The sequence below is a fragment of the Cryobacterium aureum genome, assembly GCF_002954245.1.
GTDB classification, from domain to species: domain Bacteria; phylum Actinomycetota; class Actinomycetes; order Actinomycetales; family Microbacteriaceae; genus Cryobacterium; species Cryobacterium aureum.
The window spans coordinates 1-16840 of the sequence record NZ_PPTG01000045.1 but is presented as its reverse complement, the minus strand read 5'-3'; the positions used below and the strand labels follow the sequence as shown (position 1 = coordinate 16840).

At 65.5% G+C, this 16840-nt stretch carries 16 protein-coding genes; 8 read left to right on the top strand and 8 right to left on the bottom strand.

Features of this window, described 5'->3' with window-relative positions; translation table 11 throughout:
* Nucleotides 1–37: 37 nt before the first annotated feature.
* Nucleotides 38–907, bottom strand: coding sequence for a PHP domain-containing protein (locus CJ028_RS15505; RefSeq protein ID WP_105036128.1), 870 nt, complete (start codon nt 905–907; stop codon nt 38–40).
* Nucleotides 908–995: 88 nt separating this feature from the next.
* On the opposite strand from CJ028_RS15505, the gene CJ028_RS15500 reads away from it, so the two are divergent.
* Both CJ028_RS15500 and CJ028_RS15495 read left to right on the top strand, forming a co-directional pair.
* Nucleotides 996–2039, top strand: coding sequence for an endonuclease/exonuclease/phosphatase family protein (locus CJ028_RS15500; RefSeq protein WP_105036127.1), 1044 nt, complete (start codon nt 996–998; stop codon nt 2037–2039).
* A 118-nt stretch (nt 2040–2157) separates the two neighbouring features.
* On the top strand, nt 2158–3699 hold the full coding sequence (locus CJ028_RS15495) for an aminopeptidase P family protein (RefSeq protein WP_105036126.1): 1542 nt from the start codon (nt 2158–2160) through the stop codon (nt 3697–3699).
* Nucleotides 3700–3772: 73 nt separating this feature from the next.
* On the opposite strand, the gene CJ028_RS15490 is transcribed toward CJ028_RS15495, so the two are convergent.
* On the bottom strand, nt 3773–4288 hold the full coding sequence (locus tag CJ028_RS15490; RefSeq protein WP_105036125.1) for a YflT domain-containing protein: 516 nt from the start codon (nt 4286–4288) through the stop codon (nt 3773–3775).
* Nucleotides 4289–4399: 111 nt separating this feature from the next.
* On the opposite strand from CJ028_RS15490, the gene CJ028_RS15485 reads away from it, so the two are divergent.
* Genes CJ028_RS15485 through CJ028_RS15475 form a run of 3 tightly spaced genes read left to right on the top strand, consistent with a single transcriptional unit; the run spans nt 4400 to nt 7447 of the window.
* Nucleotides 4400–5731, top strand: coding sequence for a magnesium transporter MgtE N-terminal domain-containing protein (locus CJ028_RS15485; RefSeq protein ID WP_105036194.1), 1332 nt, complete (start codon nt 4400–4402; stop codon nt 5729–5731).
* Nucleotides 5718–6284 (top strand): DUF1003 domain-containing protein, encoded by a 567-nt coding sequence (locus CJ028_RS15480; protein WP_105036124.1) that lies wholly within the window; start codon nt 5718–5720, stop codon nt 6282–6284. Before CJ028_RS15485 ends, CJ028_RS15480 begins: the two co-directional genes overlap by 14 nt.
* On the top strand, nt 6281–7447 hold the full coding sequence (locus tag CJ028_RS15475; RefSeq protein ID WP_105036123.1) for an Mrp/NBP35 family ATP-binding protein: 1167 nt from the start codon (nt 6281–6283) through the stop codon (nt 7445–7447). The genes CJ028_RS15480 and CJ028_RS15475 overlap by 4 nt, the downstream gene beginning before the upstream one ends.
* 3 nt (nt 7448–7450) lie before the next feature.
* Here CJ028_RS15475 and ppk2 read toward each other — a convergent pair whose 3' ends face one another.
* The gene (ppk2, locus tag CJ028_RS15470; RefSeq protein WP_105036122.1) at nt 7451–8275 is read right to left on the bottom strand and encodes a polyphosphate kinase 2; all 825 of its coding nucleotides are present in this window, start codon (nt 8273–8275) and stop codon (nt 7451–7453) included.
* 23 nt (nt 8276–8298) lie between these two features.
* Nucleotides 8299–8688 (bottom strand): sec-independent translocase, encoded by a 390-nt coding sequence (locus CJ028_RS15465; RefSeq protein WP_105036121.1) that lies wholly within the window; start codon nt 8686–8688, stop codon nt 8299–8301.
* Nucleotides 8689–8775: 87 nt separating this feature from the next.
* Here CJ028_RS15465 and CJ028_RS15460 point away from each other — a divergent pair, with 87 nt between their 5' ends.
* Nucleotides 8776–9408 carry an O-methyltransferase gene (locus CJ028_RS15460; protein ID WP_105036120.1) on the top strand — a complete coding sequence of 211 codons (633 nt, stop codon included), beginning with the start codon at nt 8776–8778 and terminating at the stop codon, nt 9406–9408.
* Nucleotides 9409–9485: 77 nt separating this feature from the next.
* Here the strand turns inward: CJ028_RS15460 and CJ028_RS15455 are convergent, their stop codons facing one another.
* The 3 genes from CJ028_RS15455 to dapE form a co-directional block, all read right to left on the bottom strand.
* The gene (locus tag CJ028_RS15455) at nt 9486–9662 is read right to left on the bottom strand and encodes a DUF3117 domain-containing protein (RefSeq protein WP_092108645.1); all 177 of its coding nucleotides are present in this window, start codon (nt 9660–9662) and stop codon (nt 9486–9488) included.
* A gap of 93 nt (nt 9663–9755) precedes the next feature.
* Nucleotides 9756–10982, bottom strand: a complete 1227-nt coding sequence (locus tag CJ028_RS15450; RefSeq protein WP_240607337.1) for a hypothetical protein — start codon at nt 10980–10982, stop codon at nt 9756–9758.
* Between the two features lie 12 nt (nt 10983–10994).
* Nucleotides 10995–12107, bottom strand: coding sequence for a succinyl-diaminopimelate desuccinylase (dapE, locus tag CJ028_RS15445; RefSeq protein ID WP_240607336.1), 1113 nt, complete (start codon nt 12105–12107; stop codon nt 10995–10997).
* 17 nt (nt 12108–12124) lie between these two features.
* Between dapE and dapD the strand changes: the two genes are divergently transcribed.
* Together dapD and CJ028_RS15435 are read left to right on the top strand one after the other, a co-directional pair.
* The gene (gene dapD / locus CJ028_RS15440) at nt 12125–13108 is read left to right on the top strand and encodes a 2,3,4,5-tetrahydropyridine-2,6-dicarboxylate N-succinyltransferase (protein WP_105036118.1); all 984 of its coding nucleotides are present in this window, start codon (nt 12125–12127) and stop codon (nt 13106–13108) included.
* Nucleotides 13109–13200: 92 nt separating this feature from the next.
* Nucleotides 13201–15813, top strand: a complete 2613-nt coding sequence (locus CJ028_RS15435) for a penicillin acylase family protein (protein ID WP_105036117.1) — start codon at nt 13201–13203, stop codon at nt 15811–15813.
* A gap of 150 nt (nt 15814–15963) precedes the next feature.
* On the opposite strand, the gene CJ028_RS15430 is transcribed toward CJ028_RS15435, so the two are convergent.
* Complete coding sequence (locus CJ028_RS15430; protein ID WP_105036116.1) at nt 15964–16668, bottom strand: HNH endonuclease signature motif containing protein; 705 nt, start codon at nt 16666–16668, stop codon at nt 15964–15966.
* Nucleotides 16669–16840 lie beyond the last annotated feature (172 nt).

Below are 16840 nucleotides of genomic sequence, written 5' to 3'. Positions count from 1 at the left end.
TTTTTGTAGCGGAACTGCCGGCATCCGCTCTGAAAGATCAGCCGTAGACGGGAGCTGAGCCGCGCCCCTCAGCGATGATGCGATCGAGCACCTCGGGGGCCGTCGTGTTCTCGCCGAGCCGGTTTGGTTTGCCGGTGCCGTGATAGTCGCTCGAACCGGTGACAAAGAGCCCGAGCTCGGCGGCGAGTTTGTAGAGGTGCGCCGTGGGTTCGGGGTTGTTCTCGCGGTGCTCGAGTTCCAGGCCGAACAGGCCGGCCTTCACCATCGTCTTCAGCCGGGATTCCTCGACAACATCATTGATACCGCGTGTTGCGGGGTGTGCGATCACCGGTACTCCCCCGGCGGCCCGCACCAGTTCGATCGCGCGCAGCGGGTCGGGCGCGTAGTGCGGCTGAAAGTAGCCGGCTTTCCAATGCAGAATATTGGCGAAGGCCGCGCTGCGATTGCGCGCGTGACCTCGGGCCACGAGTGCGTCGGCGATATGCGGCCGACCGACGGTAGCATCGGGGGCGGTCTGGGCGAGTACGTCATCCCAGCTCAGGTCGTAGTCCACCCCGATGCGTGCGACCATCTGCTCGGCCCGGCTGAGCCTCGCCGCGCGCACCCGGGTCATCTCCGCCAGCAGGGCCGAATCCGTCGGGTCAAAGAGATATGCCAAAAGGTGCACACTCGCGTATTGCACCCGGGTGCTGAATTCCATTCCGGGAATAAGCGTGAGCTGTTCGGTGCGCGCCGCAGCGGATGCCTCCGCCCAGCCGGCCGTAGAGTCGTGGTCGGTGAGGGCAATTGTGCCGAGGCCCGCCGCAGCAGCGGCACGAACCAGCTCGGCCGGCGTCTCCGTACCGTCCGACACGCTCGAGTGCGCGTGCAGATCGATCGGACCCTGGAATTGCCGCGCGACTGCCATGACCCCATGCTAGTTGGCCACCCGCGCCCACTTTTCGCTGCGGGCGGCGCCGGGGATTCCCCAGAATTCTCATTTACAGTTCAGAACAATGTTCACGCGACTTTTCCGGGCACTGTTTCTCATCGTTGCCGCCGTTTTTCTGCTGGTCCTGACCTGGCCACAGGCGTTTGGCCTGCACAATACCTGGGTCGTCGCACACCTCGTGTCGTTTCGGACGATAGCCGTGATCGGTGCAATCGTCGGCCTCGTGCTGTTCGGCCTGCTGCGATTCATTCGACCGCTGCGGCGAACCCTCGGCATGGTCATGGTGCTGCTCACCCTGTTCGCCGTGGCCAATGTCGGTATTCTCGCCTCCCGCGGTTTCACTGCCGATAGCGCGGATGCCAGTACTGCGCCGTCCGGTTCCGCCGACTCCGTCACCGTGCTCAGTTGGAACACCCTGGGTGACGCTCCCGGCGCCGCGGTCATCGCCGCGGAAGCGGTGGCTCAGAACGCGGACGTCGTCACCCTGCCCGAGACCACGGAGGAGACCGGCATTCTGATCGCCGAACTGATGCGGGACGCTGGCCGGCCCATGTGGGTGCACACGCTTGCCTTCGATCTGGTGTCGAAGGCTCGTTCCACCACCCTGCTGATCAGTCCAGACCTCGGCGACTACGCCGTGAGCAACGCGGCCGGTTCCGGCCCGCCCGGCAACACCAACGTGCTGCCGACCGTAGTGGCCGAACCGGTTGACGGGAGCGGACCGACCATCGTGGCCGTGCACGCCGTCGCCCCGATCCAGTATGAGATGTCGAACTGGCGCAGCGACCTCGACTGGCTCGCTACCCAGTGCCAGGCCGACAACGTCATCATGGCGGGCGATTTCAACTCCACGCTCGATCACATGGCCGGCCGCGCGAGTGGCGAGCCGGACGCTGTTCTCGGCAACTGCGCGGATGCCGCCCTCTCGTCCGGTGCTGCGGCCGTTGGCACCTGGCCCACCAGCATTCCCGCGCTTCTCGGCAGCCCCATCGACCATGTCATGGCTACCCCGAACTGGCACGTGAGCGCGCTGCAGGTGATCGAGTCGCTCGACGGTGCCGGCAGCGATCACCGGTCGATCGTGGCCACGCTCACGCCGGCAACCTAATTGGCTGGACGCGGAATCGACCGGCCGCGCAGCATCCGCTGATCGAGGCGGCTGCACGTCGCAGCATCTGCGCCATGGTGATCGGCCGCTGCCCAGAGTGCGGTGCGAGAATGGTGCAATGGCTGATACCACCGCTTCCGCTCTTATTCCCGCTGCGCGTTCGAACGAGAACCGTTCGACGACACCGGGATCCACCGGCTTCAAATCGTTCATCGCGAGCGGCTGGGCCGATCGCACCGATGTGCTGCCCCGCGCGCGCGCGCAGGCTCCGTTCGCCGCCGCCCGCCGCGCACGGCTCTCGGCGCAGTACCCCGGAGCGCGCCTGATCATTCCGGCCGGCCGGTTGAAGCAGCGCTCCAACGACACCGATTACGCCTTTCGCGCGCATTCAGCCTTCGCGCACCTCACCGGCTGGGGCAGCGACAGCGAACCGGGCGCCGTGCTCGTGCTCGAGCCGACGGATGCCGGCCACGACGCCACCCTGTATTTTCGCGAACGAGCCGGTCGCGATTCCGACGAATTTTACGCCAACCCCGACATCGGCGAGTTCTGGATCGGCCCGCGCCCCTCGGTGGCCCAGGTCGCGAGCGACCTCGCGCTCGACGTGCGCGGCATCGCCGAGCTCGCCGGCGTGCTGAGCGCCGTCGACAGCGAAACCCTCGTGCTGCGCGAAGCCGACCCGACGTTCACCGAGCAGGTCGACGAAGCCCGCCTGCGCTTCGCCGCCGAACGTGTACTCGACAGCCGTGCCACCGACTCCCCGTTCAGCATCGAGATCAACGCCGAACACGAGCCGGATGCCGGTCTGGCCCGCGACGTCTCCGAGCTGCGCCTGGTGAAGGATGCCTACGAGATCGCGCAGATGCGCCTCGCCGTCGCCGCGACCGCGCGTGGCTTCGACGATGTCATCGCCGACCTGCCACGCTCGAGCGGGCACGCCAGGGGCGAGCGTCTGGTCGAGGGCGTATTCAACACTCGGGCCCGCAGCGACGGCAACACGGTCGGCTACGACACCATCGCCGCCTCCGGCCCCCACGCCTGCATCCTGCACTGGACCCGCAATGACGGCGTCGTCGCCCCCGGCGACCTGATTCTCATCGACGCCGGCGTGGAACTCGACAGCTACTACACCGCCGACATCACCCGCACTCTGCCGGTCAACGGCGTCTACAGCGAGGTGCAGCGTCTGGTCTATGAGACCGTTCGTGAAGCAGCGGATGCCGCCCTCGCCGTCGTTCACCCGGGCGCTGTGTTCCGCGACGTGCACGCTGCGGCGATGAACGTCATCGCCCGCCGTACCGCCGAGTGGGGCATGCTCCCGGTCACCGCCGACGAAGCCCTGCAGCCGGAGAACGGCCAGCACCGCCGATACATGGTGCACGGCACCAGCCACCACCTCGGCATCGACGTGCACGACTGCGCGCAGGCCCGCCGCGACATGTATATGGACGGCGTTCTCGAACCGGGCATGGTCTTCACCATTGAACCCGGCCTGTACTTTCAGCCCGACGACCTCACCGTTCCGGCCGAATTCCGCGGCATCGGCGTACGCATCGAAGATGACATCCTGGTGACCGAGAACGGTGCCGAGAACCTCTCAGCGGCCATCCCGCGCACCGCCACCGAGGTAGAGGCGTGGATCGCGGCGTCGAAGCGCTAACCCCGTGATCGCGAAAGCGGGAAATTCGCTGCTTCGACACGGCTGAAACAACGAATTTCCCGCTTTCGCGTGATTAGTCCGAGGGGGTGGTGGGTACCGGGGGCTCTTCACCGATGAGATTACGGGCACGGTGCACCAGCTCCGGATCGACGACGATTTGGTAGCTGGTCGCGATGACCTGCATCGTCGACGTGAAGTCACGGCGGCGCCGGTTGATCGCGTAGCTCGCGATCCCGAGCAGCATGCCGAACCCCGCACCCATGATCAGGGCGGCAAACACGAACGGCAGGCTTGATCCGGTGGGCGAGAACAGAAAGAACAGAATACCGAAGAAGATTCCGAGCCAGGCACCGGATACCGCCCCCGCGAGCGCGACCCGGCCGTAGGTCAGTTTGCCGGTCACCCGCTCAACGCTCTTGAGGTCGTTGCCCACGATCGAGAGTTGTTTCACCGGAAAATCAGCCTTCGCGAGCGTGTCGACCGTGGCCTGCGCGTCGGCGTACGTGCTGTAGGTGGCAAGCACCTCCCCGCGGGGCAACACGGGGGGCAGCACCGGGCGGCGTCGAGAGAAGAGGCTCTGGTTGCTCATAGCCCCATTCTTTCACGTCGGCCGGGCTGCGGGGCTGAGCGGCCATTCAGCGAAAAAATGAACCCTTCGTGCCGGGCCACCAATATCAGGCCAGTGGCCTACATTTATAGTGTGAGTGCCACCAGAGTTTTTGTTGCCCGACTGGCCGGGTGCACCGTTTTCGACCCCGCGGGCGACCGCGTGGGCAAGGTGCGCGATGTTCTCGTCGTGTATCGAAAAAACGACCCGCCCAGCGTCGTCGGTCTAATCGTTGAGATCCCCGGCAAACGCCGCGTGTTCGTGTCGATCAACCGGGTCACCAGCATCGGCAGCGGCCAGATCATCACGACCGGCCTCATCAACGTGCGCCGCTACGAACAACGCGGCGGCGAAGTGCGCGTCATCGCCGAATTGCTCGGCCGCAAGGTGCTCTTCACCGACGGTTCCGGCGAAGCCACCATTGAAGACGTGGCGATCAAGGAAGGCACGGAGGCCGACTGGGCCATCAGCCAGCTGTTCGTGCGGCGACCTAAAACCAGCGCCTCACCCTTCGTCAAGGGCGTCACGACCTTCGCCACCTGGGCCGAGGTACGCGAGAAAGAGACCAAGGGCCAGGCGCAATCCGCCGAGCACCTCATCGCGACCTACTCCGACCTCAAACCCGCCGACCTTGCCAATACCCTGCTCGACCTACCACGCGAGCGCATGTTCGAGGTGGCCGGTGAGCTGCCAGACGACCGACTCGCCGACGTGCTCGAGGAGATGCCCGAAACCGACCAGGTCGGCATCCTGACCAGCCTCGGCGATGCCCGCGCCGCCGACGTGCTCGACCAGATGCAGCCCGACGACGCCGCCGACCTCATCGCCCAGCTGCCCGAAGAACGCGGCGAGCAACTGCTCGACCTGATGGAGCCCGAAGAGGCCGAAGACGTACGCTTTCTGCTCTCCTACGCCCCTGACACCGCCGGCGGGCTCATGACGACCGAACCGATCATCGTCTCGGCCGACGCCACGGTCGCTGAGGGGCTCGCCCGCATCCGTCGACACGATCTGGCCCCGGCGCTCGGCGCGGCGATCTGCGTCACCCTGCCGCCCTACGAAGCTCCCACCGGTCGTTTTCTGGGCATGGTGCATTTTCAGCGGATGCTGCGCTACCCGCCCCACGAACGCCTCGGCACGCTGCTCGACGCCGGTCTCGACCCGGTCACGGCCGACACGTCAGCCGCCGAAGTCAGCCGCATTTTGGCCAGCTACGACCTGGTCTCGGTGCCGGTGGTCGACGAGAACTACCGACTGGTCGGGGTGGTGACGATTGATGACGTGCTCGACTACCTACTGCCCGACGACTGGCGCAGCCATGATGGCAATGACGACGTACGCCGCCGGGCCGCTGCCCGCAGTGAACTGAGAACCGGTAGCATTCCGCTGCCCGGAGCGCAGAGGACACCTCGTGGCCCGCAATAACCGCGCCGACCTGCGCCTCGACGCCCCCAAGGGTCTGCGCACGAGCAACATCGTTGGGCTGAATCGGAGCGGACACAGCAGGGACCGGTTCGGCCGCTTCACCGAGGCGATCGCCCGCGGCATGGGCACCCCGTGGTTTCTGCTCGGGCTCACCCTGTTCGCCGTCGCTTGGATCTCATGGAACACCCTCGCGCCGGTGGACTGGCGCTTCGACTCCGTCGCGCTCGGGTTCATCGCGCTGACCCTGGTGCTGTCGATGCAGGCTTCCTATGCCGCGCCGATGATTCTGCTCGCGCAGAACCGGCAGGACGACCGCGACCGGGTGCAGTTCGAACAGGACCGGCAGCGGGCCGAACGTACCCTCGCCGACACCGAGTACCTCGCCCGCGAGGTCGTGGCCCTGCGCATCGCGATCAAGGACATGGCCTCGAAGGATTTCATTCGCGCCGAACTGCGTGCGTTGCTCGAGCATCTCGACGAGCGCAGTAATGAGCGCATTAACCCCGATGAAGACCCGGAACCAAGCACCAACGAAAGCCGCCCTACCAGATGAATTCTGCTTCCCTGACTCCAACGCCCGACAGCATTCGCTCGCGAGTATTCACCGCCCTGTCCCGGGTGACCGACCCGGAGATTCGAAAGCCCATCACCGATCTCGACATGGTGTCGGGGGTGACGGTGAGCGACACCGGGCAGGTGAGCGTCGGCATCCGCCTGACCATTGCCGGTTGTCCGGCCGCTGCACGCATTGAGAGTGACGTTCTCGCCGCCGCCGAGTCAGTGGCCGGGGTCGGCCAGGCGAGCGTCGAGGTGGCGATCATGACGCGCGAGCAGCGCACCGCACTCACCGAGAAGCTCCGCGGCGGCCAGATGGAACGCAGCGTGCAGTTCGGCCCCGAATCCCTCACCCGCGTCTATGCGATCACGAGCGGTAAGGGCGGGGTGGGCAAGTCCACCGTTACCGCGAACCTGGCCGTGGCCCTGGCCGGCGAGGGCCTGCGGGTGGGCATCGTCGACGCCGACGTGCACGGCTTCAGCATTCCCGGTCTGCTCGGCCTCGTGCACGACGGCCTCGCGGTCAAACCGACCCAGGTCGGCGATATGATTTTGCCGCCGATCGCGCACAACGTGAAGGTCATCTCGATCGGCATGTTCATCGACGACAAGTCAGCTGCGGTCGCCTGGCGCGGCCCGATGCTTCACCGCACGATCAAACAGTTTCTCACCGACGTGTACTTCGGCGACCTGGACGTGCTGCTGCTCGACCTACCGCCGGGTACCGGCGACGTCGCCATCACGGTCGGCCAGCTGCTACCGCACGCCGAAGTCATCGTCGTGACCACCCCGCAGGCTGCGGCGGCCGATGTGGCCGAGCGCAGCGGAATCGTGGCTCGACAGACCGGGCAAAGTGTCTACGGCGTGATCGAGAACATGTCGGCGATGATGCAGCCCGACGGCAGCCTGCTTGAACTGTTCGGTTCGGGTGGCGGCGCTGAAGTGGCCAGGCGGCTCTCTGTCGGGCAGGAGACACCGGTGCCGGTGCTCGCGCAGGTTCCTTTGAGCCTGGCACTGCGCACCGGCGGAGACGCCGGCCTGCCGGTCGTGCTCGGCGCGCCCGACGACCCAGCAGCCCGCGCCATTCTGGCGCTGGCGCTCGCCATGAAGACCCGCGCGCGGGGGCTCGCTGGGCTCAGCCTCGGGCTCACGCCCCGCTGAAAACTATTCCTCCGGCTTGGCCAGCGTCGCCGCGTGGTCGGGCACCTGGTGGTTCATCTCGCGCGGCGGTCGCTCATAGTCGGAGGCCGACGGGCGTGGCGGAATGCGAACCTTGGGCGGGTCGGTCTTCTCGTACGGCACCAGCGAGAGCAGATGGCTGATCGCGTTCAGTCGGCTGGCCCGCTTGTCCTCACTCTCCACCACCCACCAGGGTGCTTCGGCGATGTCGGTGTGCACGAACATCTCGTCTTTTGCCTTGGAGTAGTCCACCCACTTGATGATCGACAGCACATCCGTTTCAGACAGCTTCCAGCGGCGCATCGGATCCTTCAGACGTGAACGAAAACGGCGTTCCTGCTCCTGGTCAGACACCGAGAACCAGTATTTGACCAGCAGGATTCCGTCTTCGACCAGCATCCGCTCGAACAGGGGCGCCTGGTGCAGAAACCGGCGGTATTCGTCACTCGTGCAGTAGCCCATGACCCGTTCGACGCCCGCCCGGTTGTACCAGGAGCGGTCCATGAGCACGATCTCGCCGGTCGACGGCAGGTGCTCGATGTAGCGCTGAAAATACCACTGGCCGCGCTGGCGTTCGGTGGGCATCGGCAGAGCTACCACGCGCGCGACACGCGGATTAAGATACTGGGTGATGCGCTTGATCGCCGATCCCTTGCCTGCAGCATCGCGGCCCTCGAAAATCACCACCACCCGCGCACCGGATGACTTCACCCACTGCTGCATAGTGACCAGTTCAGCCTGCAGACGGGCAAGTTCGGCCTCGTACGGCTTCTTCTTGACGCGCACAATCTGCGGCGGGCTTTTCGACATCGAATCTCCTTTGCGAATGGGCTTTAGGTGGCCTCAGAATCGAATGGGGCCGGCTCGAGCGCGGCCAGGGCCGCCTCCCGGGCACGCTTGCGTTTCAGATAGGCGCCTTCGGGATTGGGTTCAGCACGGGAAATCGTTGCGGACTGTTCCTTCAACGGATCTTCGTCGGCGAGAGCTTCCCGGATGATCCGGCGCGGGTCATACTGGCGCGGGTCCAGTTTTTTCCAGTCCAGATCGTCGAACTCCGGGCCCATTTCATCGCGCATACGATCCTTGGCACCGTTGGCCATATCACGGAGCTGCCGCACGAGGCGACCGAGCTGGGCGGCATAGTGCGGTAGCTTATCGGGGCCAAGCAAGAAGACAGCGATGATCCCGATCAGAAGAATCTTTTCGAACGTCAGCCCAAACATGTCCTTAGAGTAACTGCACGGCGAGGCATCCACAGACCACACGCGCCCCGGCCCTAGTCTTGACCTAATCATCTACTGGAGTTATTTGTGTCTGACATTGAACTGAACTGGAAATTCTCCGACGACTATGTCGTGGAGTCCGAAGCCATCACCCGAGCGCGCCAGCAATCCCTCGAGCTGGGGATCGATGCCATCCCGCCCGCGGTCGGGGCGCAATCGGCCGTTCTGGCCGCCGCGACCGGGGCACGCAGCATCCTTGAGGTTGGCACCGGGGCCGGAGTTTCGGGCATCTGGCTGCTGACCGGAGCTCCCGGCGCAACCCTCACCTCGATCGATACCGAGGTCGACCACCTGCAGCACGCCAAGGCGAACTTCACCGAAGCAAAGATTCCAGCCAACCGGGTGCGCCTCATCACGGGCAAGGCCGGCGAAGTTCTGCCGCGCATGAATGAGAATTCTTACGACATTGTGTTCATCGACGCCGACCCGCAGTCGGTCATCGAATACGTCGAACACGGGCTGCGCCTGGCCCGTCCGGGTGGCACCGTCCTCGTCGCGCACGCCCTCTGGCGCGGACGGGTAGCCGACCCGGCCCAACGCGACGATGTCGCGACCGGGTTTCGCACCCTGCTGACCGAGATCGCCGCGTCGAGCGCCGTGATCAGCGCGCTCTCCCCCGTCGGCGACGGACTGCTGCAGATCACCAAGCTGCGCGCCTAGAGCGTTCCCAGCTACACCAGAACGGCCGCGCAGTCACTGCGCGGCCGTTCTGGTGTATCAACTACAGGAACACGAGGCTACTTCGCCGCAGCGACAACCCCGGCAAGTGCATCGTGAAGTTCCTTGGCCTCGGCGTCGTTGACGGAGACAACGAGCCGACCCCCACCTTCGAGCGGTACACGCACGATGATCAGGCGCCCCTCTTTTACAGCCTCCATTGGACCGTCTCCGGTACGTGGCTTCATGGCCGCCATGAACTCCCCTTCCATTCGTCTTTGTATACCCATTATCGACTATCTCGGCCCGAGACGTAAATTCGGGTCGGACTCAGTGTCAGGTCCGGGCATTTACGGTGGAGTCCAGTCGTAACCGTCGACGCCCCAACAGATCAGCAGCCAGCCCCATTGGCCGGCCACAAAGACGAGAACGATCGACACCCGATAGATGCGGTTGGGCGGCAGCGCGGCCGCGCCGAGCAGGGGAAACATCGGCATGAGCAGCCGGAACGTGCTGGACTGCGGAAAGAACACGGCGAGCAGGTACAGACCGTAACTAGCCACCCACAGCCGCAGGCCCACGCCGAGCCGCCGAACGGCGGGCGTGAACAGCAGCACCGCGAAAGACAGGATGAGCGCAGTGACCACGACTACGCCCCACGGGTTACCGAGCCACCAAATGCCGCCCTGGAACCAGGCCGTGAACGGAACCAGTTCCACATACCCGATGTATGGTGCCCGCCAGGCTAACTCGGTGTCGGTGTAGGCCATCAGGTCGCCGGTGGCGGCCCAGGCCGCGATCGGCCAGGCCAGTCCCATCAGCGCGCTGAACAGTGCGACGGAGGCCGCCAGCATCCGCTCGGCAACGGGGAAAGGGTCACGCTCGCGCGTGACGAAACGGTAGATCACGTGCAGGCCGAGCGCGAGGGCGAACGCGAGCCCGCTCGGCCTGGTGAGGGCCATCACCGCGATGACCGGGTAGAGCAGCCAGTAGCGGCGCTCGAGCAGTAGGAAGAGCGCGAGCGTGAGAAAGAAGAGGTACATCGATTCGGCGTAGGCGAACTGCAGAATTGGTGACAGCGGGGCGACACAGAACAGCACGACCGAGAACAGGGCGGTCGCTGGCGACTGCACCCGCGTCATGAGGCGGTAGAACAGCAGGGCGGTTCCCAGGCTGAACATGACCGACACGAACACGGCTATCGGCGCCCACGGAAAGTTGGTCAGTTCCATGAGCAGGCGGGCCGCTACCGGGTAGCCCGGCATGAAGGCCCAGGCGTTCTCACCGATCTGTCCGGTTTCGGTGACCGGCAGCACGCTCGGATAGCCGACCGCCGCGACGATGTTGTACCAGCGGCCGTCCCACATGGTGGCAAAATCGGTGTATTTCGGGCTGGCACCGGTCCAGGCGTTAGGGCCCTGCACGCTCGCCAACACCAGCACCAGGCTCGTCGTGACCACCCGGGACAGCGCCCAGACCACGAACACCTTGCCCCACCACGGGGTCAGCCGGTAGCGGGCGTGCCAAGCGGCCGGCAGCCGGCGGCCGCGCGACGGGCGGAGCATCCGCTCAGTCATTCCTGTTCTGCTTTAACGAACGGATGCGCTCAGCCACGCGCGCAGACCGTTCTCGCAGGCTGTGATCTCGGCCACGGCGACGCGTTCGTCGTCGGCGTGAGCCTTGAGCGGGTCGCCGGGGCCGTAGTTGACGGCCGGAACGCCGAGCGCAGAGAAGCGGGCGACGTCGGTCCAGCCGTATTTGGGTGTGGCGACACCGCCGACGGCAGCGAGGAATTCGCGGGCGAGCGGGGCGTCGAGGCCGGGCCGGGCGCCCTCGGCGCGGTCGACGACCGTGAGGTCGTAGCCGGCGAACAGCTCGCGCAGGTGGACGACAGCTTCGTCGGCGCTGCGGCTGGGGGCGAAGCGGTAGTTGACGTGCACCATGCACTCGTCGGGGATGATGTTGCCGGCGACGCCGCCGGTGATGCCGACCGCATTGAGTCCCTCGCGGTAGACCAAGCCCTCAACTTCGACCTCGCGGGCTTGGTAGCCGGCCAGAATGTTGAGAATCGGGGCGGCTTTGTGAATGGCGTTTTCGCCGACCCAGCTGCGTGCCGAGTGCGAGCGCAGGCCGAACGTGCGAATCTCCACGCGCAGGTTGCCGTTGCAGCCGCCCTCGATCTGGCTTCGGGTCGGTTCGCCGAGAATGGCGAAGTCGCCGGTGAACAGGTCGGGACGGTTGCGGGCGAGCCGGCCGAGGCCGTTGAGCTCGTCGGAGACCTCTTCGTGGTCGTACCACATCCAGGTCACGTCGACCCCGGGGTCGGTCAGTTCCGCGGCGAGCTTCAACTGCACGGCCACGCCGGCCTTCATATCGACGGTGCCGCGACCCCAGAGGTACTCGGTGCCGTCGATGGTCTCATAGCGCGTGGGCAGGTTGCCGTTGAGCGGCACGGTGTCGATGTGGCCGGCAATGACGACCCGCTGCGCACGATTCAGGTTGGTGCGGGCGACGACGGTGTCTCCGTCGCGAATGATCTCGAGGTGGTCGAACCCTTGAAGCGCCGCCACGATCGCGTCGGCGAGCGCGGTCTCATTGCCCGACACCGACTCCAGGTCGCAGATTTGTCTGGTCAGTTCGATTGACGTCGCCGTCAGGTCGAGCACGGTGGTTTTTGCTGGGGCCGGAAGTCTAGAAGTCACCCTACTAATCTAGAGGTATGCCCTCCGTAGTTTCCGAAAACGCTCCTGCCACACCGACCCAGGCCTGGGGGTACGGTCTCGCCACCGTTGCCGCCGACGGCACCGTTCTCGACACCTGGTTTCCGACCCCGGCACTCGGTGCCCTGCCGACCGGCCGCGATCGCTGGATCGTTCCGGCCGAACTGTGCGAAGCGGCCGGCGACGATGCCCGCCGCGCGGTGCGGCTCGAAGCCGTCACGGTGGAAATCACCCTCGACGCCGCCCCAGCCAGCACCTCGGATGCGTACCTGCGGCTGCACCTGCTCTCGCACCTGCTCGTCCTGCCGAACAGCATCAACCTCGACGGCATTTTCGTGTACCTGCCGACCGTGGTCTGGACCAACGCCGGACCCATTCTTCCGGCCGATTTCGCCCGCCTGCGGCCGACCCTTCAGCGCGCCGGCATTCAGGCTAGCGGTGTCGACAAGTTTCCGCCGCTGCTCGACTATGTCGTTCCGGCCGGCGTGAGAATAGCGGATGCCTCCCGCGTGCGGCTCGGCGCCCATCTCGCCCCTGGCACCACCGTGATGCACGAGGGCTTCGTCAACTTCAACGCCGGCACCCTCGGTTCCTCCATGGTCGAGGGCCGTATCTCACAGGGTGTCGTGGTCGGAGACGGCGCGGATATCGGTGGCGGGGCATCCATTATGGGAACCCTCTCCGGCGGTGGAACGCAGCGCATTTCGATCGGTGCCCGCGCGCTGCTCGGTGCTAACTCGGGCGTGGGCATCGCGATCGGCGATGACAGCGTGGTCGAGGCTGGACTCTACGTCACGGCCGGCACCAAGGTTGTGCTCGTTGGCGAACCACGACTCACCGACGGCACGTTCCCGACGGTGAAAGCGGTCGAGCTCTCGGGCGTGCCGAACCTGTTGTTCCGCCGCAACTCCCTTTCCGGCGCCGTCGAGGTGCTCGCACGCTCAGGCAGCGGCATCACGCTGAACGCCGCGCTGCACGCCTGAGCCGGTGCTGACAAGCGGATGTCGGTGGGTTCCGCTAGCATCCGGGTAGCGGTATCCGCTCTGGCAGGTTGCAGAATTCACGAGGGAGTGATGTGGGAACCGACGCACCGCGCAGCAAGGGGCACCGCCGTGTTCGGCGACTGCTGATCGCGGTCGCTGTCGTGATCGGCCTGGTGCTCGTCACCGCAGGGCTCGGCCTCTATACGGTCGCGCGGTCGTTTCCCACACTCGCGGGCAGCGTCGACATCACCGGTCTGTCGAGCACGGTCACCGTCACCCGCGACGACGCGGGCATTCCGCAGATCACCGCGAAAACCGCCAGCGACCTGTTTCTCGCTGAGGGTTACGTGCACGCCCAGGACCGGTTCTGGGAGATGGACTTTCGCCGCCACGTCACGAGCGGCCGGCTCTCGGAGCTGTTCGGCGAGAGCCAGGTCGGCACCGACAGGTTCGTGCGCACGCTCGGCTGGCGAGCCGTCGCCGAGCAGGAAGTTGCCTTGCTCGACCCGGTGACGCTCGGCTACTACCAGTCTTATGCCGACGGTGTGAACGCCTACCTCGACACCCATCACGGTGCCGACCTGTCGCTGGAGTATGCCGTGCTGGGCCTGCAAAACCCCGGCTACGAGGTCGAAAAGTGGACCCCGGCCGATTCTGTCGCCTGGCTAAAAGCCATGGCCTGGGACCTGCGCTCCAACCTCGACGACGAGATCGACCGGGCCCTGCTGTCAACGACGCTCACGCCTACCGAGGTGAGCCAGCTCCACCCCGACTTTCCGGCCGGGCAGCATCCCACCATTACCGGAAGCCAAGCCGTCACCGCGCCGTCTGCCGAGGCACCGCAAGCCCCCGAACCGGCCCCGGATTCAACGGATGTCCCCGCCGCGCTAGCTCCGATCGACGCCTACGCTGGGGCTTTAACCGAGCTGCGCACACACCTCGGGTCCGTGCCAGAGCTGCTCGGGCCGGCCGGCGGGGAGATCGGCTCGAATTCCTGGGTGGTCTCCGGTACCCTGACCGATACCGGCAAGCCGCTGCTCGCTAACGATCCGCACCTCGGGCCGGCGTTGCCCTCGGTCTGGTACCAGGTGGGGTTGCGCTGCCAGTCCATCACCGTCGATTGCCCGTTCGACGTGGCCGGATACAGCTTCTCGGGTATGCCCGGTATCATCATCGGCCACAATGAGCGCATTGCGTGGGGGTTCACCAACCTCGGACCCGACGTCGCCGATCTCTATATCGAGAAGGTCACCGGCAACAACTACGAATTCGACGGTGCTCAGAAACCCCTGCTGCTGCGCGACGAGAAAATCTCCGTTGCCGGCGGTGACGACGTGAAGATCGAGATTCGTTCGACCGAACACGGGCCGCTGCTGAGCGGGTTCGACGGAACCACGTACCAGCAGATCGCAAGCGACTTTCCCGCGGCCACGGGGCTGACTCCGGCCCCCGCCGCCGAGGCCGGCGCGGAGCAGACCAGCTACGAACTGTCCCTGCAGTGGACGGCGCTCACGCCGGGGCACACGGCATCCGCTATTTTCGCCCTGAACCAGGCGACCGACTGGACCAGTTTTCGCGCTGCGGCCGCCCTGTTCGAGGTGCCGGCGCAGAACCTCACCTACGCAGATGTCGACGGCAATATCGGCTATCAGGCCCCGGGGCTCATTCCCATTCGAGCCAGTGGCAACGGCACTCTGCCGGTTCCAGGCTGGACCAGTCAGTACGGCTGGACCGGCTACATCCCCTTTGACGCTCTGCCCAGCACGTTTAATCCGCCGAGCGGATACATCGTCACGGCCAATAACGCGGCCGCTGACCCGAGTTACCCGTATCTGCTGACCGCCGACTGGGATCTCGGCTATCGGGCGAACCAGATCACGGCTCGGTTACAAGAGCTCGTCGCCGTGAAAACCCCGATGACAGCAGAGCTGATGAGCGAAATTCAGGGTGACAACTACAGTGCCATCGCGGCGACGCTGGTTCCGGCTCTGCAGCAGGTGCGACTAACCGGCGACGCTGCCGAAGCGCAGAAACTGCTTGACGGCTGGGACTACCAGGTCGACGCCGATAGTGCGGCCGCTGCATACTTCAACGTGATCTGGCGCACGCTGCTGCACGACATGTTCACCGGCAAGATCGACGACGGCGCTGCTCTCACCGGTGGCGACCGGGCGTTCTCCGTGGTCACGAGCCTGCTCAGTCAGCCGAACTCCCCGTGGTGGTCGAACGCTGCCTACGGCACCATCAGCCAGGAGAGCATGCTGCGGCGCGTAATGACGGATGCCGCGGCCGAGGCCGCGGACCTCATGGGCTCGAACCCGCAAGACTGGCAGTGGGGCAACATCCACACGCTGGAGCTCACCAACCAGAGCTTCGGTGAGTCCGGAATCGCCCCTCTCGAGTGGTTGTTCAACCGCGGGCCGTACGAGCTTGCCGGAGGTTCCGCCGTCGTCAACGCGGTCGGCTGGGATGCCACCCAGGGCTACCAGGTGGACTGGGTGCCGTCGATGCGGCAGGTGATCAGCCTCGAGAACTTCGACGACTCCACCTGGATCAATCTCACCGGGGCATCCGGTCACGCCTTCCACCCCAACTACACCGACCAGGCGCCGCTCTGGCGCGACCACGAGACCCGTGCCTGGTTGTTCACACCCGCCTCCATCAACGACAACGCAACCAACACCCTGACCCTCGAGCCCGCCTAGCGTCACTGAAGCGGCAGCACAAACCGCCCTCGCTGCGACGCCCCCTGTCTACGGGGCGCCACCATCCCGCCGGTCGAGCTCGTCGAGACCGCCATCGCCCAACGCGCCGCTGCGGGTGTGTCTCGTTAACGGTGTTTCCGGCGTTTTTTATTAGTAGGATTCTGCGGTCGGGTCGAGCCGCAGTGGCCGCTGCATGAGTGGGTTCTTGCTGGGCAGTGCAATCAGTGTCTGTTCGGGGTCGATTTCGACGGCGGGTTGCCACCAATACTGTTCGTCGAGGAGCAGGATCTTCCAGTGCCGGTTATGGAGCAGCAGGTGATGGAGAACACAGAGCAATATGGCCTGATCGATGTTGGAAAAGCCCAAATCAGCCCAGTTTTCAACGTGGTGCGCTTCACTCCACGACGGTGGTTGGTCACAGCCGGGCCAGCGGCATCCGCCGTCGCGTGCGGCGAGGGCGCGGCGTTGCTCCCGGTTGAACAGGCGTGCATCCCGGCCGACATTGAGGGGTTGCCCGGCCTGGTCGAACAGAATGCCCCGGTAGCCCGTGTCGCACAGATGTCGGGCAATCGTCTCCGCTGACACCGGAGCCGGATTGCCTTCGAGGTAACCGAACGCCCCCGTTCCTATGGCGGCCGGGGAAGGCCGCGTGCTCGGCGTGGCCTTTGTGGCCTCGCTGCGCTCAGCGGTCCCGACTGCCTGGGCCTCCTGGGTGCCTGCGGTGGCCGTGGCCTGGGTCGTAACCGGAGCGTCGGCTGGGGTAGCCAGCCGCGGAGACGCTGTCGCGCTGGGTTCCGCGGTGCTGGGGGCGGGGATGGTGGTGGGGCGGTCGTGTTCGGTGACGATAACCTGCACGACCGGGCGGCGACCACCGAACAGGGTGTTCGGATCGGCCTCAGCGAGGGTGTCAGATGGTTTGTGTAAGGGGTTGCGGATTCATTTGAAGGAGTGACACTAATGGTCATGACAGAACGAAATGAGAAGCTGAAAGCACCGAAGTCCCCAGCCCAGCGGGCGGCCGCCGATG